18 protein-coding genes are annotated in these 20,788 nt (G+C 55.2%); 12 read left to right on the forward strand and 6 right to left on the reverse strand.

The window, feature by feature from the left end; genetic code table 11:
• Positions 1-307: 307 nt before the first annotated feature.
• Both DYY88_RS16260 and DYY88_RS16265 read left to right on the forward strand, forming a co-directional pair.
• Positions 308-946 (forward strand): hypothetical protein, encoded by a 639-nt coding sequence (locus DYY88_RS16260; RefSeq protein ID WP_039729720.1) that lies wholly within the window; start codon positions 308-310, stop codon positions 944-946.
• 92 nt (positions 947-1,038) lie between these two features.
• A complete protein-coding gene (locus DYY88_RS16265; protein WP_039726376.1) occupies positions 1,039-2,493 on the forward strand; it encodes a multicopper oxidase family protein in 1,455 nt (484 codons plus the stop codon).
• A gap of 47 nt (positions 2,494-2,540) precedes the next feature.
• Here DYY88_RS16265 and DYY88_RS16270 read toward each other — a convergent pair whose 3' ends face one another.
• The gene (locus tag DYY88_RS16270) at positions 2,541-3,323 is read right to left on the reverse strand and encodes a TIGR01458 family HAD-type hydrolase (RefSeq protein WP_039726377.1); all 783 of its coding nucleotides are present in this window, start codon (positions 3,321-3,323) and stop codon (positions 2,541-2,543) included.
• 149 nt (positions 3,324-3,472) lie between these two features.
• On the opposite strand from DYY88_RS16270, the gene DYY88_RS16275 reads away from it, so the two are divergent.
• Positions 3,473-4,315 carry an aminotransferase class IV gene (locus DYY88_RS16275; protein WP_044151536.1) on the forward strand — a complete coding sequence of 281 codons (843 nt, stop codon included), beginning with the start codon at positions 3,473-3,475 and terminating at the stop codon, positions 4,313-4,315.
• A gap of 135 nt (positions 4,316-4,450) precedes the next feature.
• Entirely contained in the window at positions 4,451-6,292 is a 1,842-nt protein-coding gene (gene ftsH3, locus DYY88_RS16280) for an ATP-dependent zinc metalloprotease FtsH3 (RefSeq protein WP_039726378.1), read from the forward strand.
• A 71-nt stretch (positions 6,293-6,363) separates the two neighbouring features.
• Here the strand turns inward: ftsH3 and DYY88_RS16285 are convergent, their stop codons facing one another.
• Complete coding sequence (locus DYY88_RS16285) at positions 6,364-6,927, reverse strand: CPBP family glutamic-type intramembrane protease (protein WP_052456682.1); 564 nt, start codon at positions 6,925-6,927, stop codon at positions 6,364-6,366.
• 216 nt (positions 6,928-7,143) lie between these two features.
• Here DYY88_RS16285 and gltX point away from each other — a divergent pair, with 216 nt between their 5' ends.
• The 3 genes from gltX (at position 7,144) to DYY88_RS16300 (ending at position 10,354) form a co-directional block, all read left to right on the forward strand.
• The gene (gene gltX / locus DYY88_RS16290) at positions 7,144-8,595 is read left to right on the forward strand and encodes a glutamate--tRNA ligase (RefSeq protein WP_039726379.1); all 1,452 of its coding nucleotides are present in this window, start codon (positions 7,144-7,146) and stop codon (positions 8,593-8,595) included.
• 46 nt (positions 8,596-8,641) lie between these two features.
• Positions 8,642-9,124 (forward strand): hypothetical protein, encoded by a 483-nt coding sequence (locus DYY88_RS16295; RefSeq protein WP_039726380.1) that lies wholly within the window; start codon positions 8,642-8,644, stop codon positions 9,122-9,124.
• A gap of 117 nt (positions 9,125-9,241) precedes the next feature.
• Positions 9,242-10,354 (forward strand): LuxR C-terminal-related transcriptional regulator, encoded by a 1,113-nt coding sequence (locus DYY88_RS16300; protein ID WP_039726381.1) that lies wholly within the window; start codon positions 9,242-9,244, stop codon positions 10,352-10,354.
• A gap of 51 nt (positions 10,355-10,405) precedes the next feature.
• Here DYY88_RS16300 and DYY88_RS16305 read toward each other — a convergent pair whose 3' ends face one another.
• On the reverse strand, positions 10,406-11,356 hold the full coding sequence (locus tag DYY88_RS16305; RefSeq protein ID WP_039726382.1) for a histone deacetylase family protein: 951 nt from the start codon (positions 11,354-11,356) through the stop codon (positions 10,406-10,408).
• Between the two features lie 195 nt (positions 11,357-11,551).
• On the opposite strand from DYY88_RS16305, the gene gyrA reads away from it, so the two are divergent.
• Positions 11,552-14,185, forward strand: a complete 2,634-nt coding sequence (gene gyrA / locus DYY88_RS16310) for a DNA topoisomerase (ATP-hydrolyzing) subunit A (protein ID WP_039726383.1) — start codon at positions 11,552-11,554, stop codon at positions 14,183-14,185.
• 208 nt (positions 14,186-14,393) lie between these two features.
• Here the strand turns inward: gyrA and DYY88_RS16315 are convergent, their stop codons facing one another.
• The 3 genes from DYY88_RS16315 to miaB form a co-directional block, all read right to left on the reverse strand.
• On the reverse strand, positions 14,394-15,086 hold the full coding sequence (locus tag DYY88_RS16315; RefSeq protein ID WP_039726384.1) for a uracil-DNA glycosylase: 693 nt from the start codon (positions 15,084-15,086) through the stop codon (positions 14,394-14,396).
• A gap of 84 nt (positions 15,087-15,170) precedes the next feature.
• On the reverse strand, positions 15,171-15,410 hold the full coding sequence (locus DYY88_RS16320; RefSeq protein WP_039726385.1) for a hypothetical protein: 240 nt from the start codon (positions 15,408-15,410) through the stop codon (positions 15,171-15,173).
• A 223-nt stretch (positions 15,411-15,633) separates the two neighbouring features.
• Positions 15,634-16,989 carry a tRNA (N6-isopentenyl adenosine(37)-C2)-methylthiotransferase MiaB gene (miaB, locus tag DYY88_RS16325; RefSeq protein WP_039726386.1) on the reverse strand — a complete coding sequence of 452 codons (1,356 nt, stop codon included), beginning with the start codon at positions 16,987-16,989 and terminating at the stop codon, positions 15,634-15,636.
• Between the two features lie 182 nt (positions 16,990-17,171).
• Here miaB and DYY88_RS16330 point away from each other — a divergent pair, with 182 nt between their 5' ends.
• From DYY88_RS16330 to DYY88_RS16345, 4 genes are all read left to right on the forward strand, one after another.
• Positions 17,172-18,536 carry a hypothetical protein gene (locus DYY88_RS16330; RefSeq protein ID WP_130199484.1) on the forward strand — a complete coding sequence of 455 codons (1,365 nt, stop codon included), beginning with the start codon at positions 17,172-17,174 and terminating at the stop codon, positions 18,534-18,536.
• Entirely contained in the window at positions 18,533-19,156 is a 624-nt protein-coding gene (locus tag DYY88_RS16335; protein ID WP_039726388.1) for a cytochrome c oxidase subunit II, read from the forward strand. Before DYY88_RS16330 ends, DYY88_RS16335 begins: the two co-directional genes overlap by 4 nt.
• An 80-nt stretch (positions 19,157-19,236) precedes the next feature.
• Positions 19,237-20,163, forward strand: coding sequence for a LapA family protein (locus tag DYY88_RS16340; RefSeq protein WP_039726390.1), 927 nt, complete (start codon positions 19,237-19,239; stop codon positions 20,161-20,163).
• A gap of 48 nt (positions 20,164-20,211) precedes the next feature.
• A complete protein-coding gene (locus DYY88_RS16345) occupies positions 20,212-20,787 on the forward strand; it encodes a shikimate kinase (protein ID WP_039726391.1) in 576 nt (191 codons plus the stop codon).
• Position 20,788: the final 1 nt, after the last annotated feature.

Here is a 20,788-nt window from a genome sequence, read left to right on the forward strand (position 1 = left end):
TGTTGAGGAATGGCAGGTATTGGTAACTAAAAGTAGGTACTAAAGGTGGGCATAAATAAGGGGTTTTATGGGCGACGCGGATGTCTGTGTGGTAGTACAGTGAGCCGTTGCAGAGAGCAACGAATGACGACCAGGCGAGCAATGACCAAATGTTGTGTCAGTTGGGGTAATTGCGATCGCCTGACTAAGAGCGCAAAGATCAAGTGCTCATCTTCACGGTAAGAGGCCAACGCCTAAATTGGAAGATTTTGTTAATTTGATTGATAATTCAGAGAAAAACTTAGTAGTCGCGAAGGGATGGTTGAAAATGCTGCGTCGGTCTTTGTTGGCAACCCTTTGGGTGGCATTTGTGGTCTATGCCTTTGGCTTTGCGCCACCTGATCAGGTTGACACGGGCGAATTAATCCTGCATCTGTCGACCGGTCAGTGGGACGAGATCAACCCTGCGATCGTGGCATTGTTTAACCTGATGGGCATCTGGCCGATGGCGTATGCCTGTCTAGCGTTGATTGATGGCCAGGGACAGTCGGTGCCAGCGTGGCCGTTTGTGGCAGGTAGTTTTGGTCTAGGGGCGTTTCTGCTTTTGCCTTATCTAGTGCTGCGGCAGCCGAATCCCACTTTTGATGGACCGAAGTCGCGCATGATCGCGCTGGCGGATTCTCGTTGGTTAGGACTCAGTTTACTGGTCGCTTCGGTCGTCCTGATGGGGTATGCCGCCTATGCCGGGGACTGGGCCGATTTCATCGCTCAGTGGCAGACCAGTCGGTTTATTCACGTAATGAGTCTCGATTTTTGTCTGCTCTGGCTGCTGGTGCCCAGCTTGCTGGGCGACGATATGGCCCGTCGCGGCTTCAAGAATAATCTCGTTTTTGGGCTGGTGAGTGCTGTGCCACTGGTGGGTCTGACGGCTTATTTAACGTTTCGTCCAGCTCTGGATGAGGCTTGAGTAAAGCCTATTAAGTTGTCTCTCCAGCAGACTGGAGCTTATACGGTAAAACTAGATCTTACTCACGTGGGCTGATTTCCCTTCGGCACAGTATGGAACGTCGTCAATTTTTACAATATGCGGGCAGTTCGATCGCCGCGATCGCCCTGGTGCAATGCACGAGAGCGGCTAAGCATCAGCGCCCGAGTCCGCCCTTGGTGAGTGTGGATGGTGCTTTGACCGTTGACCTGACGGCGACCGAGCAAACGGTGACATTGGCGGGCCGTTCCGCGCAGCTGCTTACCTATAACGGTCAAATGCCTGGGCCGCTGTGGGAAGTGCAGGCGGGGGATACGCTGGCGGTTAACTTTACCAATGGCCTCACTCAGCCAACGAATCTCCATTTTCATGGGTTGCACATTCCACCGACGGACAGGGCCGATAATGTGTTTGTGTCGGTGCCGTCAGGAGAGCAATTTCGGTATGAATTTGCGATCGCTCCCACGCATCCTGGTGGCTTGTTTTGGTATCATCCCCACCACCATGGCTTGGTTGCGGCGCAACTGGCAGGCGGTTTGGCCGGGCCGTTAATTGTGCGTGGTGCCGTGGATGCCATTCCAGAAATTCAGGCGGCATCGGAAGAAATCTTGGTACTGCAAGACTTTGATCTGACGTGGCGGGGTCAGCGGCGAGAGCCAACACCGATCTTTCGCCGGTGGGGCCGTCAAGGCGACTTAATTACGGTTAACGGCGATCGCGCGCCAGGGCTCACAATCCCTCAACGAGGCTTGCTGCGACTGCGATTGTTGAACGCCTCACCCTCTCGCATCTATCGTTTGCGACTGGAAAATCATCCCTGGCACTTAATCGGCATGGATGGCAGCACTCTGGCCGCTCCGCTTGCGTTAGACGACCTCATCCTGGCTCCCGGCAATCGGGCGGATGTATTGGTGGCGGGCGATCGCGAACCCGGAGCCTATACCCTCATGAGCCTGCCCTACGATCGCGGCATTAGCGACATGATGGCGGCCATGGAAGATGACGCTGCGCCGAGTGTTGATGCTGCCACCGGAGCGATCGCGCAATTGCAGTATGGCGATGCGACGACCGAAGTACCCTTGCCCCAAACCTTACTGACCTCGCCCGAACTGCCTACCCCAAGCCGTCGCCGTGAATTTGTGCTGGATCACGGGATTGATGGTGACCAGGCATTTTTGATCAATGGGCGCGGGTTTGCCCACGATCGCGTTGATACGACAGTGCAACTCGGCACCGTCGAAGAATGGCATATCGTTAACAAGGCCGGTATGGATCATCCCTTTCATCTGCATACCAACGCTTTTCAGATCGTGCGCCGCAATGGCCAGCCTGTACCAACCCCTATGTGGCAAGACGTGGTGAATATTCCCGCTTATGAGTCCGTCGATTTATTGGTACCGTTTAACGACTTTGCGGGCAAAACCGTCTACCACTGCCATATTTTGGACCACGAAGATCAAGGCATGATGGGCATTATTGAGATGCAAGCCGCGTCAACGCATCGAGCCACTCAACAGTCCATGATTTAAGAGGCGTGGAGAAGGTATTCCAAGGTTTGGGGGTAGTGGACCTGCTCTTAGGCAAACCAATCGGCGATCGCTCCAATGCCTGTCAACTCACCATCTGGTGTAATGCCCATTTTGCTGGCGAGATGAGGGCGATACTTGCCCGTTTGCACAACGACTGCCTTCATGCCCATGGCCTGGGCACCTTGCACATCGGCTTCCAGATCATCCCCGATCATCACGACCTCGGCGGGGGGCAGGCCCAAGTTTGCCAACGCAATCTTATAGAAGAAAGGATCGGGCTTGCCGCTGACGATCGCCTTTTGGTCCGTCGCATATTCCAAGCCAGCAACAAATGCACCAATATCTAATTGCAGTCCTGCTTCCCACTGCCAGTACTTGCCGCGATGTAACGCGATCAGCTGGGCACCCTTCATCAACAGGCGAAATACTCGATTCATGATGCGATAGTTCCAGTCGTCGCCGATATCACCGACCACAATGACATCGGCATCCATGTCCGACCAAGTGAACTCGGCAAACTCTTGCTGAGCATCCGCCGCTACGAGGGGATAAATCTTGGGATTGCCCATTTGCCGCAACTGCAAGACGGCTGCACTAGCGGTCGTGATGATCTCGGTTGGCGCGATCGCTAATCCCATGGTCGCCAAACTCTGGCTCATCGACTGGGTGCACTGGGTCGTGTTGTTCGTCACAAATCGGTACGGTAACCCACTTTTTTGCAACGCCGCGATCGCCGCCTGGGCTCCGGGCAGCACTCGGCTGCCCACATAAAATACGCCATTCAGGTCGAGCAGCAATCCTTTAGCCGACTTCAGGTAATCCGGTAGCATAATATCTGCTCCCTAAGTTGATGAGTGCAAGCAGTCACTGCTCGGCAGCGTAACGAATGAGCCAGTAGAAAAGCGGTGCCGTATTTACCGTTCTGCCATCATAGCCGTCAATTTAATGAGGAATCGCAGGCCAGAAATAGGTGTTAATGATGTCAAGGCCGTCTGCCCAGCCCGCCCAATCTTGCTACTGGTATGCTGGGCAACTCCTGACAGGCGATAGGCTGTCGTTGCCGCTGCATGAGCCAGGGCTGTTGTTTGGGGCCACGGTGTTCACCACCCTGCGAGTTTATGAGCAAGCTCTCGACCATCCCTGGACAGCTTGGTCGCGCCACTGCCAGCGAATTGCTCGATCGCTGCAGACATTTCATTGGCCAGAACCCGACTGGTCACGCATCCGACAAGGTGCAGAAAAGCTTGCGCCCACATTCCCGGTGCTGCGGGTGACAATTTTTCCCGATGGTCGAGAACTGATTTTGGGGCGATCGCTCCCTTCTCATCTACATACCTGGCAGACTCAAGGGATAACCGCTTGGGTGGCAGAAGGTTCAGACTTTCAGCGATCGCTACCGGGCCACAAAACCGGCAACTACCTGGGTTGTTGGCTCGCCCTGCAGGCTGCCCAACGGGCTCAGGCGCAAGAAGCCATTCTGTTGACTGGGCAAGGCGATTGGCTAGAAACCAGTACGGGTAATCTCTGGGGCTGGGCAAATGGGCAATGGTTCACCCCGCCGCTGGACGAGGGGATTTTGCCAGGGATTATGCGATCGCTAGTCATGCAAGGATTCCAGGCGCAGCATCAAACCGTGCAAACAGCTCCCTGGCTTCCGACCCAGGTCAGTCAATTTACCTACCTGGCTTACACCAATAGCGTCATGCCTGTCGTCCCCATCCATACCGTCCTGCAAGGCACTGCGTCTGTGAACTACAATCCTGATCAGGATCAAACCCAGCAGCTCATGAACGCTTGGCAGGCTGGGACCCATGAAACCTGAAGATGCGTTAACATAAGTTAATAATCGAAACAATCATAAGGATTATTTGTTTATCTCGAAGTGACGACAGCCCAACAAGGGCAAGACTTTCAATAAGAAGATTCACCTTTCTGAAGTGTTTGGAGGCATGACCCCGTGAATAAACGGTGGAGAAACGCAGGACTATATGCACTACTGGTCGTAGTCGTAATTGCCCTGGCAACTGCAATTTTCGATAACTCGGGTCAAGAATCGCAGACTTGGCGCTACAGCCAATTTTTGGATGCGGTTGAAAATAACCAAGTTGAGCGCGTCAGTATCAGTGCTGATCGCAGTCAGGCTCGCTTTACTGATCCCGCTGGTGGCGGTCAGATTACGGTCAACTTGCCCAATGACCCCGAGTTAATCAGCACTCTGGAAACCAATAACGTTGACATCGCTGTGTTTCCTCAAAATGATGACAGCGTCATCGTTCGGCTCTTCAGCACCCTTTTGATTCCGGTGCTGTTGCTAGTTGTCCTGTTCTTTGTGCTGCGGCGAGCTCAGAGTGGCCCCGGCAACCAGGCGATGAACTTTGGCAAGTCAAAAGCCCGCGTACAAATGGAGCCTCAAACTCAGGTGACGTTTGGCGATGTGGCTGGCATTGAGCAAGCCAAATTGGAACTGACCGAAGTCGTGGACTTCCTCAAGAACGCCGATCGCTTTACTGCGGTTGGTGCCAAGATTCCCAAAGGCGTTTTGCTAGTAGGCCCTCCCGGTACTGGTAAGACTCTGTTGGCAAAAGCCGTCGCGGGCGAAGCTGGCGTGCCCTTCTTCTCCATCTCCGGCTCTGAGTTTGTGGAAATGTTTGTGGGTGTGGGTGCGTCTCGTGTCCGCGACCTGTTCGAACAAGCCAAGAACAATGCTCCTTGTATCGTCTTTATTGACGAGATTGACGCCGTGGGGCGTCAGCGGGGAGCTGGGCTCGGCGGCGGTAACGATGAGCGTGAGCAAACGCTGAACCAGTTGCTGACCGAAATGGACGGTTTCGAGGGCAACACTGGCATTATCATCATTGCGGCTACGAACCGTCCTGATGTGCTAGATTCCGCTCTACTTCGCCCCGGTCGTTTTGACCGTCAGGTAGTGGTTGATCGCCCCGACTTTGCGGGTCGTTCGGAAATTCTGCAAGTTCACGCCCGCGGCAAAACCTTTGCCAAAGACGTTGACCTCGACAAAATCGCTCGTCGGACGCCTGGCTTTACGGGTGCTGACCTGTCCAACCTGTTGAACGAAGCTGCCATTCTCGCGGCCCGTCGTAATCTCACCGAGATTTCAATGGACGAGGTGAACGACGCCATTGACCGGGTGCTGGCGGGTCCTGAGAAGAAGGATCGCGTCATGAGCGAGCGCCGCAAAGAGCTAGTGGCTTACCACGAAGCGGGTCACGCGCTAGTGGGTGCCTTGATGCCTGACTACGACCCGGTGCAGAAAATTAGCATCATTCCTCGTGGTCGTGCCGGTGGTTTGACCTGGTTTACTCCCAGCGAAGAGCGTCTGGAATCGGGGCTGTATTCCCGTGCTTACTTGCAAAACCAGATGGCAGTAGCACTGGGTGGCCGCATTGCGGAAGAAATCGTCTACGGCAACGAAGAAGTCACGACGGGTGCTTCCAATGACTTGCAGCAGGTGGCTCGCGTGGCCCGCCAAATGATTACGCGCTTCGGTATGAGCGGTGAGCTGGGTCCGGTGGCATTAGGTCGCCAACAAGGCAACATGTTTCTCGGTCGTGATATTACCGCTGAGCGTGATTTCTCGGAAGAAACGGCAGCCATCATTGATGCTGAAGTGCGCTCTTTGGTAGACCAAGCTTACGATCGCGCCAAGCAAGTGCTGGTTGAGAATCGCGCGATTCTCGATAAGCTCGCTGGCATGTTGGTGGAGAAAGAGACTGTGGATTCTGAAGAATTGCAGGAACTGCTCACCACAAACCCCGTGAGAATGGCCCCGCTGGTTTAGTCTCTGATTGCTTGAAATAACTTGGAAAGAGGTCCATATGGGCCTCTTTTTTTATGACTGGATGCCTGCGGTTACGAAGCGTGAAGTTGTCCATAGCCGCCAAAGACTAACAGCCAGGCCGCTACGATCACCCAGTGAATGATGGTCGGCACCCACCATGACCCCGATCGCCAATAAGACACCATGCACATGAGTCCCAGGAGCGTCGTTAAAGACAGAAAAAACGGATTGGTAAACGTGCTTTCTGCATCGGTGTAAAGGGTCAGGCCATTCAGGGGATGCATTGCCACGAATAGTATCAGGCTGGGCAGGCCGATGAGCCAACGGCGGCGATCGCTGACTCGTTCCGTCTTGTGAGGCAGTAATAGCACCCGCCAAAAACCCTCTTCAATCAACGCAGGAAACAAGAATACCCGGAGCATAATGAGTCCCTGCTGCTGCCAGGTTAACTGGGCTAATTCCAGCGTCGTTAAGTCGCTCAGCAACGCCACTGGCGTGGACACCAATGCGTAGAGTCCCAATAGCTGGATTATCAAAATGCCGTCTTGGCGGCTGGGCCAGGTCGTCGCCGCGAGCCAAAACCGGCGACGGATCAGCTTGAGCACAGATATCAAGCGGTGCTGAAATAATGGCACAGTGGGCAGAACTCATCACTCTGTAGAGTTCAGCATCCAGGGCGCTGCTGTCGTAAGTCAACTGCGATTAGATGTCCGCAGCCATTGCAAAGAGGCTCTCGGTTGAATGGGGGAAGGTCGCAGCGGCGATTTTTTCTGGGGAACTCCTCGCGATCGCTCCCAATGACCAACCTCACCCCCTAAAATAAAAGACTGTCGTTTTTACCCACGGATTTCATGACTGTCCGCGTTCGCATCGCGCCCAGCCCCACGGGCAACCTACACATTGGCACCGCCCGCACCGCTGTTTTTAACTGGCTGTTTGCTCGTCATCACGGCGGTCAATTTATTCTGCGGGTGGAAGATACCGATACCGAGCGATCGCGCCCCGAATTTACCCAAAACATCACCGCAGGCTTGCAGTGGCTAGGGCTCAACTGGGATGAAGGCCCCTTCTTTCAGTCCGAACGGCTCGATTTGTATCGCCAAGCCATTCAAACTTTATTGGACAAAGGGTTAGCCTATCGGGCTTACGATACGCCCGAAGAACTAGACGCCATGCGGACGGCGCAAAAAGCCAAGAATCAAGCGCCCCGCTACGACAATCGCCATCGCGACCTGACCGAAGCGCAGCAGCGAGCCTTTGAAGCGGAAGGTCGGCAAGCGGTGATTCGTTTCAAAATTGATGACGATCGCACCATCCAATGGCAGGATTTGGTGCGCGGCACCATGACCTGGCAGGGTAGTGACCTGGGTGGCGACATGGTGATCGCTCGCGCCTCATCGGTCGATAGCATTGGCCAGCCGCTGTATAACTTGGCCGTGGTGGTAGACGATATGGATATGCAAATCACCCACGTCATTCGCGGTGAAGACCACATTGCGAATACTGCCAAGCAAATTTTGCTGTACGAAGCGCTAGGCGGTCAGGTGCCCGAGTTTGCCCATACGCCCCTGATTCTGAATGAAAAGGGCGCTAAGCTCTCGAAGCGGGATGGCGTCACCTCGATTTCGGACTTTCAAAAGCTAGGCTTTACGGCTGAGGCGTTGGCGAACTATATGACTCTCTTAGGCTGGTCAGCTCCCGATGGGGAAGAGGTGTTTACGCTACCTGTGGCCGCTGAGAAATTTAGCTTCGATCGCGTCAACAAAGCGGGCGCGAAGTTTGACTGGGACAAACTGGATTGGCTCAACAGTCAATATCTTCACCAGATCCCAGCGGCGGAACTCGTGGACAAGCTTATCCCCTACTGGCAAGCCGCCGGATATCCCATAGAGCCCACCACCGATAAAGACTGGTTAACGACCTTGGCCGGATTGCTTGGTCCCGGGCTGACGCGCTTGCCCGAGGCGGTTGATCAGGGGCGCTTCTTTTTCTCCGAGCTGATGGATTATTCGGAAGCGGCCATTAAGCAACTGCATCAGGATGGAGTCGCGGCACTGCTGGCGGCCACTGTAGACCAACTTCAGTCTGGGGCCGCGCTCGACAGTTTGGACAGCGGCAAGGCGTTGGTGAATGACATCGTCAAAGCCCAAGGCATTAAAAAAGGCTTGATGATGAAATCGCTGCGGGCGGCGCTGATGGGCGATATGCAAGGGCCAGACTTGATGGAATCATGGCTGATTTTGCATCAGCGCGGCTTTGATCTGCCGCGCCTCAAAGCCGCGCTGGAACTGGCGCAAAGTTAATCCCGTCTAAGGACGCAGATTCCACCAAGAGTTACGGGGTAACGCGATGAAGGCGATGCAAATGTCGTGGCGCTTGGCATCCATAGCGATGCTAACCGGAGCGCTAGTGGGACTGGGGGAAGGCTGGCAGAGTCAAGCCGCGATCGCTCAGTCACTCACGTTGGGAGCCAATTTTCGGCCGAATCCCACCACGGTGGCAGGGACTGGCGGTGGCGATCGCCCCGCCGCCGATGTGGTCGAGACCGCCAATAGTCCTACCGGGCCGTGCTTAGGCTACATTTCAACCACGCCCCACGAAGAGGTGGTGTTAGAGACCAATTTCTCGAATCTGGAAATGCGGGTGGAATCGGACCTCGACACTACGCTGGTGATTTCAGGGCCAGGGGGCGTGTGGTGCAACGACGACAGCGGTAGCAAAAATCCGGCGATCGCAGGGGCCTGGCTCCCCGGTACCTATCGGATTTGGGTCGGCGCTTATCGGGCTGAGCAAGTGCCAGATTACCGGCTGTTGATTCAAGATCGCTCTTAAAAAATGGGGGATCCTGACCAGAGCTGTACCGCAAGATACAACGTTGATGGTGCGCTGGTTGAAGGATGGACAGTAGTTGTCACCTGAGAATAGCGATCGCGCCCTAGGCTCTCCGCTGTGCTAGATTCTGCCCGTTTATTATTCGACTTACAGCATGTCAACCAGATTGTGCAATCAATTTCTGGCTGTCTAGAACCTCGCAAAATTGCTCACCATTTAACCGATGCGTTGGTCACACAGTTTGACTGCGTCTTTGCTCGCTTGTGGATTGTCGAACCGGATCAGCGAACGTTACGCCTGATCGCTTCTTCCGGATTACACACTCACACAGATGGCTCCTTTGCCCGGGTGCCCATGGGGGCTTACAAAGTTGGCAAAATTGCTCAAAATCGCATTCCGTTTCTCAGCAATCAGTTAGCGGCGGAGACTTGGGTCAAAGACCGAGACTGGGCGATCGCTAATCACATTCAAGGCTTTGCCGGTTATCCCCTCGTGGCGAATGATCGGGTGATTGGGGTCTTGGCGGCGTTTAGCACGCAACCCATGGCTCCTGAGTTTCTCGAAGTATTGCAGGTGCTCTGCATGACCGCCACCATCGCGCTGGATGCCGCCTTACAGATGGCTCAGTTGCCAGTGGCCACCCCTAACAATTCCGCGCCGTCACTGCCACTGTCCGACCAATTAGCAACGGTTTTGCAGTCCACTAGATTAATGCTGGTGGGTACCGAGCAGCCCACCGCCATCACCGTGGTCCATGCGTTTTTGCAAGCGGCAGAGCAGTTAAATCAACATGACTGTAATTACTGTCGCCTCAGTTATGAGCCTACGGTGATTGGCCTGGATGCCGTTTTGGCCTTACCGCCAGCCGCTGGGGACGCCGGAGAAGCCTTGTTGCGATCGCAGTTCGCCTCCCTGCGCACCATTACCACCTGGCTACGAGGCACCCTGGATTTGCAGCTAATGAGCGATCGTCGCACGGTTCAATGGCGATTAGAATTGCCCGCCTTGCCACCCCAGGGTGAGATTGCGAGACCCGCATCTCTACTATCCGACCGCGAAATCGAAGTGATGACCCTGCTGGCGCAGGGCTTGCGCGATCGCGACATCGCCCAAAAGCTTTACATCAGCGAGAGCACCGTCAAATTTCACATCAACAACAGCTTGACTAAGCTGCAAGCCAAAAACCGCTATCAAGGGGTTTATCAAGCCGCCATTCAAGGCTGCATTTGAGCCGTGCTGAACGCGCTCGTTTGTCTGCAAAGGGGATGGTTGGCGGCACAATTAGGGGCTCACGCCAGACAATTGCGGATCAAGGCAAGCTTCGATCGTCGCAAGGATGGATGCCGCCAGGGCGTCGTAGTCGTATCCCCCCTCTAACCCGAACAGCAGATGGGGTTGAATTTCCAAACAGTAACGGGTCAACACCGCATAGTCTGAGGGTTGCAACGCCATGCCTGCCAGGGGGTCGGCCTGATTGGCATCGTATCCGGCGCTAATAATCAATAAGTCCGGCTGAAAGTCTTTGAGAAACGGGACCACAGCACTCTCAAACTGGGATTGGTAATCGGTCAACGTGTTACCAGGAGCCATGGGAATATTCAGCACATTATGGTGAAAGCCGGTTTCAGTGGCCCGCCCTGTCCCCGGATAAGCGGGCCACTGATGCAGCGAACAGTAGGCAATCTGCGGATTGTTTTCCACCAGTGCTTGGGTGCCGTTGCCGTGATGCACATCCCAGTCGAGAATGGCGACCCGATTGACTCCCGGCTGCTGCAAGGCGTAGGTGGCCGCGATCGCGGCATTCCCCAACAGACAAAACCCCATCCCGCGATCGCTCACCGCATGATGGCCCGGCGGGCGCGACAGCACAAAGGCCGACTGCTGCTGTTGCAGGACACAATCCACGCCGTCTAACCAGGCATTCACCGCCAGCAGCGCAATGTCATAACTCTTTGGTGACAGCGCCGTATCGGGATCGAGGCGTCCCCCGCCCACTTCGGCCAAATGCTCTAAATCGTTGAGATAGTGCAAATTGTGCAAGCGCCGAATCATGGGGAGGGGATCGCGATCGCTCACCGCCGTGGGTAACTGCCAGTGCAGTTGATGTGCCCACGAAGTGGTTTTGAGCGCCTGAGTCACTGCCTCGAGCCGCCCGGAATTTTCGGGATGCAAGCGACCCGTATCATGCTCTAAAAATGCATCGGAGTACAAGACAGTGAGCTGAGAAGCCATAGGCTGAAAAACTTCGCTGTAGCGGTTTTGAACGTCTGTTCTCCCAGCATACCGTTCTCTCCAGGAACCTTGGAAAGCATGGTAAAATAATGAGTACTTTCGCGTACTTTTCGACCGATTTGACCCCCGTGATAAGTTAGCGACTCAATTCGTTTTACTCGGTCAAATTTTGGCGATTTTGGAGCTTTTTATCCCATGACGATCATCCCCACCGACCTACGGAACGAAATGTCCCGGTCTTATTTGGAATACGCCATGAGCGTAATCGTGGGGAGAGCACTACCGGACGCGAGAGATGGACTAAAGCCAGTGCATCGGCGCATTCTCTACGCGATGCACGAACTCGGTTTAACCTTCGACCGCCCTTTCCGTAAATGTGCCCGTGTTGTCGGGGAAGTCTTGGGTAAATATCATCCCCACGGCGATACAGCAGTCTATGACGCCTTGGTGCGCATGGCCCAAGACTTTTCCATGCGGGCACCGCTGATCAACGGCCACGGCAACTTTGGGTCGATTGACAATGATCCACCGGCGGCTATGCGATACACCGAATGTCGCTTGCAAGCCCTCACGGGGGCGTCGTTGTTGCAGGATATCGAAGCCGATACGGTCGATTTTGCTGATAACTTTGACGGCTCCCAACAGGAGCCAATCGTCTTGCCCTCACGGGTGCCACAACTGTTGTTGAATGGCTCTTCGGGGATTGCCGTGGGCATGGCGACCAACATTCCGCCCCACAATCTGAGCGAGCTGCTCGATGGGGTCGTTGCGCTCATCCGCAATCCTGAGATCACGCTCGACGAACTGATGGAGTTGATTCCGGGACCAGATTTTCCCACGGGTGCCCAAATCCTGGGAGCCCGTGGCATTCGCGACGCTTACACCACTGGGCGGGGCTCCATCACCATGCGCGGGGTCGCCACGATTGAAACGATTGAACAGCGGGGTCGACCGGACCGCGACGCCATCATCATCACCGAGCTGCCTTATCAAACCAACAAGGCCGCGATGATCGAGCGCATTGCCGAAATGGTGAATGAGCGGCGATTGGACGGCATTTCGGATATTCGAGATGAGAGCGATCGCGACGGCATGCGCATTGTGATTGAACTGAAGCGCGACGCCTATGCCCGGGTTGTGCTGAACAATCTCTACAAACAGACGCCGCTACAAAACAACTTTGGCGTCAACATGCTGGCCCTGGTCAATGGTGAACCGCAGCTCTTGGGTCTGAAGCAAATGCTGGAAGTCTTTGTCGACTTCCGAGTAGAGACTATTACCCGCCGCACTCAGTATTTGCTGCGCAAGGCAGAAGAGCGCGACCATGTGCTGCAGGGCTACCTGATCGCCATGGACAACATGGATGCGATCATTACCCTGATTCGCCATGCAGCCGATACGCCGACGGCCAAGCAAGGCTTGATAGAAGGGTATGGTCTGACGGAAGTTCAGGCGGATGCCATTTTGCAAATGCAGTTGCGGCGCTTAACGGCCCTGGAAACTGACAAAATTCAGCAGGAGCATGAAGACCTGCAAACCAAAATTACCGATTTTCAGGATATTTTGGCGCGGCGTGAGCGCATTCTCGACATCATCATCACGGAAGTGGAAGAACTGCGCGATCGCTTTGGCGACGATCGCCGCACCGTCATCGAACCCGACACCAGCGATCTCTCCGACATTTCCCTCATTGCGAATGAGCAAGTGGTCATCTTGGTGACCGAGTATGGCTACATCAAGCGCATGCCTGTCGATACCTTTGAGGCGCAAAGTCGGGCCACACGCGGTAAAGCCGGAGCCCGCATCAAAGAAGATGATGGCATCCAGCACTTCATTACCTGCGGTTGTCATGACCACATTGTGTTCTTTAGCGATCGCGGCGTCGCCTATTCCCTGCGGGCCTATCAAGTGCCCGAGGGCTCGCGCACCTCTCAGGGTGTGCCCATTGTGCAGATGTTGCCGATTCCCAAAGAAGAGAAAATTACTTCCGTCATCTCGGTCGAAGAGTTCACCGACGATGAGTACTTGGTCATGTTGACCCAAAACGGGTATGTCAAGAAAACTGCCCTCTCGGCCTTCAGCAACATTCGCGCTAATGGTTTGATCGCGATTTCGTTAGAAGAAGGTGATCAGCTGCGCTGGGTGCGTCTGGCTCGTACCAGCGACAGTATTTTGATCGGGTCTCATCAGGGCATGACGATTCACTTTAAGGCCAATGATGATCAGCTGCGCCCCTTAGGCCGACCGACCCGTGGCGTCAAAGCCATGAATCTGCGCGACGGTGACGAACTGATCAGCATGGATATTTTGCCCGCGCAAGTGACTCATGCTGTGGAAGAAGCCGAAGCCGCTGGCGCGACGGAAGATTCTGATGAGGCGGCGGTCAACAGCCAAGGGCCTTGGGTCTTGTTAATCACGGCGGGAGGCATGGGTAAGCGGGTGCCCGTATCGCTCTTCCGTTTGCAAAATCGGGCAGGCATGGGCCTCAGGGCGCTCAAATTCCGCCTTGACGAAGACTCTCTCGTCGCAGTGCTGGTGGTCAATGAAGACGAAGAACTCATGCTCGTGACCAATCGCGGCATTATTATTCGCCAGCGGGTGAACGATATTTCTATTCAATCTCGCTCGGCCCAGGGCGTGCGGTTGCAGCGGTTAGATGAGGATGATGCGATCGCAGCGGTGGCGGTGGTGCCCTCCGAACTGACCGAGGAAGCTGACGACGGCGAATCGGAAGCGATCGAAGTCGATCAGGTAGTCGCTCCTGACGGCGATGTCACATCCGTTGAGGTGCAAGCTGATTCAACGGATGAACCCGAAAGCGACGCTTAAGGATAGGCTTTCGGGGGCAATGTCCTGAGCCTTGCCCATGATCATCTCGTTTGAGTCCATAAGGGCTCGTTTCCTCGATACGTGCAACTCCATGCCCTTTGACGGTTTGGAGTCGCGCGTCAGCGTTATAGGCTATTTGGAGATATCCAGCAATCGCTATGGGATTGCCTGCAAGCTTCCCATGCTGAGGATGTGTAGCTCTCCTGCCTTAGTCTTCGGCAGTCAGTTCATCCAGTTTAGTCCGCACTGCTTGAATGTCTTGCCACATAAGCCATTTGGGGGAGCCTTTTTCCCGCGACTGGTTCCGTAAAAGATACGCTGGATGAAAGATGGGCATACACAAACGGCCTTCCCACTCGATCCATTGGCCTCGCACCTTCGTGATGCCGCGCTTTTCTCCCGTGAGTCCCTTCATCGCAGTGGCGCCTGTCATCAAAATGATTTTGGGGTCAACTAAGCGAATTTGCTCGAGCAGATAACCCTTACAGGCACTCGATTCATCTGCTGTCGGGGTGCGGTTGCCCGGAGGGCGGCATTTGACGACATTGCAGATATAAACGTCTTTTTCAGTGTCTAGGCGAACGGCGGCCAGAATCTTTTCCAGTAGTTGCCCTGATTTACCGACGAAGGGCAAACCCTGCTCGTCCTCTTGCTGACCGGGGCCTTCGCCCACAATCATGATGTGTGCCTTAGGATTCCCTCGGCTAACGACCACATTGGTGCGCCCCGCCGCCAACCCACAGCGCTGACAATTCTTACAATGCCGGGCCAAAGTATCTAAGTCATCGTAAATGCCTGCCGGAATTGCTACAGAGGCGCTGGTCGGGATAGCTTCCAGATCAAAACTATCTGGTACAGCATCAGCATTCGGCTCGGTAAACAGATCAATTTGGTCAGTCATAGGGACGGTTAGACGCAGGCTTGTAAACAAAGTAGCCGTAGCTTTTTCATAACTACGGCTACTTTGTTTAGTGTAAATGGGTCTCTATTTTTTAGGAATGGCACTACTGGCCCCAAAAACAATTGATTTGTAATAAAACCATGCCCCTGACTGTCGGAGGCTGGATTCTACTAACTGATTGAGTTCGTGGCGTTCCGCAGGTGTTTGAATCTTGGAAGCGACTAAGCCCATCAAATTGAGAGCAGTTTCTTTCTTACCGTGGTCGTAGGTGCGAGCCGCAAGCCGCATGGTTTCTGCGAGCTTTGTGATTTTCTGAGAGGTCATAGTTCAGAGGGGTGAGGAGAAAAGAGGTTAATCAGCCCTCGGTCTGACATTACGGGGTTTTCTCTTCGTCTCGCGTCCGCTGATTTGCGGAATGTTCTGACGAACTGATGGATTGAAGACTCTGACCTCAGCAGAATCACCATGCGGTGGGTTATCAACTACGTCGCTTCACGTCAGGGCGGCGGGCAATTCCGGAACTGATGAGTAGATGATGCCGGATGCTCTAAGCAACGACTGGAATGAGCTGTTCGCCAGTGAGGCTAAAGGCACGGATTTCGGTGATTTGAACTTTAACGAGTTGGCCTTTGAGCTGGTTGATATCGCCAGCAAAGAAGGTGAGGCGGTTCCCACGAGTGCGGCCCATAACCTGAGTGGGATCTTTGGGATTCACGTCTTCGACCAGAACTTCTTCAATGCGATCGCGATACCGCTGAGATCGCTCGGCGGCTTTCACATTCACCAGATGGTTGAGTCGTTGGAGGCGATCGCTCTTCACCTCTTCACTGAGCTGATTTTCCCACACTGCTGCTGGGGTATTGGGGCGAGGAGAATATGCCGCCGTGTTGAGCATGTCAAAGCCGATATCCTCAGTCAACTGCATCGTTTTTTGAAACTGTTCCTCGGTCTCGCCGGGGAAGCCCACGATCGCGTCGGCGCTGATTGACGCATCGGGCATGTATTCGCGAATGGTGTCGATAATGCGGCGATATTTTTCGTGGGTATAGCCTCGGGCCATCGCCTTCAGCACATCGTTATCGCCGGACTGAAAGGGAATGTGGAAATGCTCGCACACCTTGGGGAGTTCAGCGCAAGCCTTGATCAGCCGCTCAGTAAAGTAGCGGGGATGGCTGGTCGCAAAGCGAATGCGCTCGATGCCGGGGACATCATGAACGTAGTAGAGCAAATCGGTGAGGGTATTTTGCCGTCGTCCCTCAGCGGTCACGCCAGGCAAATCGCGACCATAGGCATCGATGTTTTGCCCGAGTAGGGTGATTTCTTTATAGCCCTGTTGCCCCAACGCTTCCATTTCAGCGCGAATGGCTTCCGGGGTGCGAGATTGCTCGACGCCGCGCACCCCAGGCACGACGCAATAGGTGCAGCGCTCGTTGCAGCCATAAATGACATTTACCCAAGCGGTGACCTGACTATCGCGGCGGGGTTTGGTAATGTCTTCCATAATGTGGATGGGTTCGGTCGCCACGACCTGGTTGCCGTCCATCACCTGTTCCAACAAATCTTGCAGACGGTTGGCGTGTTGTGGCCCCATGACTAAATCGAGTTCGGGCACGCGACGCAGCAGAGCTTCGCCTTCTTGCTGGGCGACACAGCCCGCCACAATCAGCGTCAGGTCGGGTTTCTCTTGCTTGCGCTTAGCCTGCCGTCCTAAGTAGGAGTAGACCTTTTGCTCCGCGTTGTCGCGAATGGTGCAGGTGTTATACAGAACGACGTCGGCTTGATAAGGATCGGCTTCCCACTGCAAGCCCATATCGTCCAAAATTCCGGCCATCCGTTCGGAGTCGGCTTTGTTCATCTGACAGCCGAAGGTGGTGACGTGATAGCGACGAGGAGCAGTAGTCATGGCAAACCGATGAGTTGAGCAAGCGCAGCAGCAATCTTAAATGTTACCGCGTGTGACTCTCACCTGGGAAGCGGGGCAAAAGTTTTGGCGCTGTGATGTGCAACCGATTTGGCCCAGCTGGGCATCTTGGACACAGGCAAACGCATGTAGTGATTAACGCCAAGGATGCGGGAGAAGGCATCGTGACAGGATTTGTTGTGCTGATGGTATTGGCGGTGGTGGTGCCCGTGGCGGTGGGGATCTTCTGTCGTCGCTGGGCGCAAAATCATCGGGCGGATCAGTCGGCCCGCGTCAAAACCGTGGGGCAGGCGTTGGGCTTATCCGATCGCATCTCCAAATCATCGCTGTCACGGATGTTGCGGGAGATTCCCCTGTTCAGTTTAGGGCGATCGCACACTATTCTCTATGCCCTGGAAGGGGAGCGTCATGGAGTCGCCATCACCGTGTTTGAACTCCAGAGCAATCCCGGTACTGGCCATACCCGGTCGAACAGTGGGGTGTATGTGTTGATGCGATCGCCCGCTCTCCAGAGTCCCGCCTTTGCCCTCGAACCGACCGATATGCATGTCGGCGCATCCCCGATCCAGTTCGACAGTTATCCAGCTTTTGCGAATCGCTTTTGGCTGCAAGGGCATAACCAGAATGACGAGGCTGTTCGGGCCTGGTTTACTCCGACTTTGTTGGGCTATCTGCTGGGCCAGTCCCAACGCCTGCGGCTGTGGGGCAGCGACTCATATCTACTCTATGGTGGCGGCATCAACACCTTTGCTCAAGTGACTCGCTCCGATAAGTTGCAAGCGTTCATCGACGCCGGATTAGGGATTTTTGAACAGGTTGTGCCGACGGTTGACCCGCCAACTGAGGGGCCGCCGTCGAGTCGTCCGGACTCTGCACCGCCAGCGGCTCAGCCCCCCGCGCCCAGCACGAGCGATTGGCAACAGGCCGCCGCCGCGCAACGCGATCAAAAAGTCAGCCAATGGAATCCGTCAAAAATTGTCAACCTCGGCCAAAAGAAGCAGAAAAAGCGCATTGCCAAGCTCATTGTTGATTTGGTGGTGGAGGGCGGTACCTATAAACCCAGCACTCATGGGATGGGGGCGAGAGCCTACGATGGTCGCCAAGGCAAAATCGTCTACACCGCGCCGAGTGAAGACCCCCGTGAAGCCAGAATGCGAGGTCAAGAAGCGGGGCAAAGTCAGAGGGAGATGAGCCGCGAAGGGCTAGAGGGGATTATTGAAGCAAGTGCGGAGAGCTTTTTTCCCGTATTGAATCCGGCGGACGGCGATCGCATTGATCAGGCAATGGCGGAACAACTGCTCACTGAAATTGAAAGTCGGGGAGGCTGCAACCTCACTGATGACGCCTATAAAATCAGCATTCAACCGATCAACGGTCGGTTTATCTATCAGTGCGATGTGCCCCAGGGGCGATACCAGTTTGCGCAAGTGCGGCGATCGCTCAACCGTGATGACGCTATGGCCTGGCTGATGGAGCATGACCGCAACGTTTTTGCTGACTGGTTAGCGACCACACCCGAGCCCTCATGATGCGGCTGAGTGGCTTGATTGCGTTATTGGGACTTGACCTGTACTGCTTGGTGTTGCTGTGGTGCGGTGTGTGGCCGGGACGCTTGGGCGAGGCTATGTTCTGGACCATCATTCTGGGGATGTTGGCATTAGCGGTGGCGGTGTTCTTCAGCGTAGTGGGCGTGATTGTTTGGGGGTGGCGCGCTGTCACTCGATCGCGCCGTCGAGCGCGGACGATAGTTCCCAAACCTCGTGCCTATCCGCTGAAACGGGTGGCGATCGCCACGGCAATTTTCGTTGTCTTTACCTACGTCGCCCTCTCTCACCACTGGCCCATGCGAGTCGCTTTTGGGTTGTCAAAACCGGCGTTCACTGCCCGTCTAGCTGATGCCCCCGTGACGGATCAAAATTTCAGTGAGTTTCCGCTCAATGAGCGTCTGGGGGTGTACTACGTGACTTACTATGCGGCGGATAGTGGCGGTAGCGTCTATTTTCAGACGGGATTTCACGGTTTTTGGGCGGCCCCCCATGGTTTTGCCTATCAGCCCAACGATCAGGGCAGTCCCTTTGGTCATACGGGTCATTTCTTTGCCCCTGTGGCCAAAGACTGGTATTTGTTTCGCGCTAGCCATGACTGGTAGCACTGAGTTGTGGAGAAAGACAGTTACCGAAGCCAACCAGGTTTTAGGATAGGGGGGATCGCCGTGGAGAGGTTCCCACCATGGGAAAACAAGCCCCCAAACTCGTGCTCGTCGCGCTCATCGTCGCGATTCTCGTGATTCTGGCTTGGCAGAATTCGACGCCATTGCTGGCTCTCAGCTTCTTAGGATTCCGCTCAGTGACGTTGCCGTTGGGCGTGTGGCTGGTGGCCGCGATCGCCCTGGGCGCTCTCACCGCGATCGCGATCCTTTACCTGACCAACCTGGGCACTGCCGCCCCACCGCGATCGCGCCGTCGGCAGTGGACTGTGCAGCCCGATATGCCGCCCCATCCCGATGCTGGACGTTCGTATGATGGCACGTCACAGCAGCGTAACCGACGGTGGAATGTGCGATCGCCCCAGGATTTCTTTCGACGTGACGAGGCCCAGCGCCCCCGTCAAAATCCCCGTAATGAACCGCCTCAGGAGCCTCGTCAAGAGTCGCGATCGCGTCCCAGTGGCCCGCCACCGAGCAATGCCGTGGCGGCGGAAGATTGGCAGGCTTGGGGTCAGCGCAACAAACCCAGCGCTTGGAACGATTGGGCCGACGCGAGCGGCAATCGGCCCGAAGATGAGTATCTGGAGCGAGGACAAAAGCGCGATCGCGACAAAGCCGAAGCCACTATTCACGACCTCGATAAAGGGTGGGATGAGTCGGCCCGTGAGACGGTATACGTCCCCCCCGGTGGCAGCGAGGTGCAAGATACGTTGGACGAAATCGAGGACGGTTGGGAAGATTGGGACTCCCCCGACAACCCCCTCTCAGACACGGCCTATGCGGCCAAGTATGAGGGCGTAGATCGGGCAAATCGGCGCGACTCCATTTACGCGCCGCCGGATGATGCGAATCAGGATGATGACCAGGTCTACGATGCCGACTATCGCGTGATTATTCCCCCCTATCAGCCTTCAGAAGATGGGGGCAATGGGGGCGATCGCGCTTCCTAATCTCTGATACGGTAAGGCCATTGCACTCGTTTTACCCCTTAGATTTGGATGTCAGATTCCTCCGCGCTAGATCTCCTGAGAGGAGCCAACCTCTACCTCGTCGGCATGATGGGGGCAGGCAAATCGACCCTTGGGCAGGTGATGGCGGCTAAGCTGGGCTATCGCTTTTGTGACACCGATACGGTGATCGAGCAAGCGGCCCAGCAGCCGATTCCGGAAATTTTTGCCTCATCCGGGGAGGCAGAATTTCGGGCTCTGGAAAGTCAAGTGCTCAGTCAGCTATCGCCCTACACGCGGATGGTGATTGCGACGGGGGGCGGCATTGTCTTGAATCAAGAAAATTGGTGGCATCTGCGTCAGGGCGTTGTCGCCTGGATTGACGTGCCTGTGGAGGAACTGGTGCGCCGTCTACAAGGGGATGCCAGCCGTCCGCTGCTGCAACGTCCGGATTGGCAAGCGCATCTGGCCCAACTGTTGAGCGATCGCCAGTCCCTTTACGCCCAGGCCGACATTCACCTCACGGTCGCCGCTGGGGAACCGACCGAGGCGATTTGCGATCGCCTGGTGGAGCGCTTGCGCGATCTCATTCTGCCGCCGCCATCCGCCGTTCCCACCGACGGTTGAT

This window comes from Leptolyngbya iicbica LK (assembly GCF_004212215.1).
Taxonomy (GTDB): domain Bacteria; phylum Cyanobacteriota; class Cyanobacteriia; order Phormidesmidales; family Phormidesmidaceae; genus Halomicronema; species Halomicronema iicbica.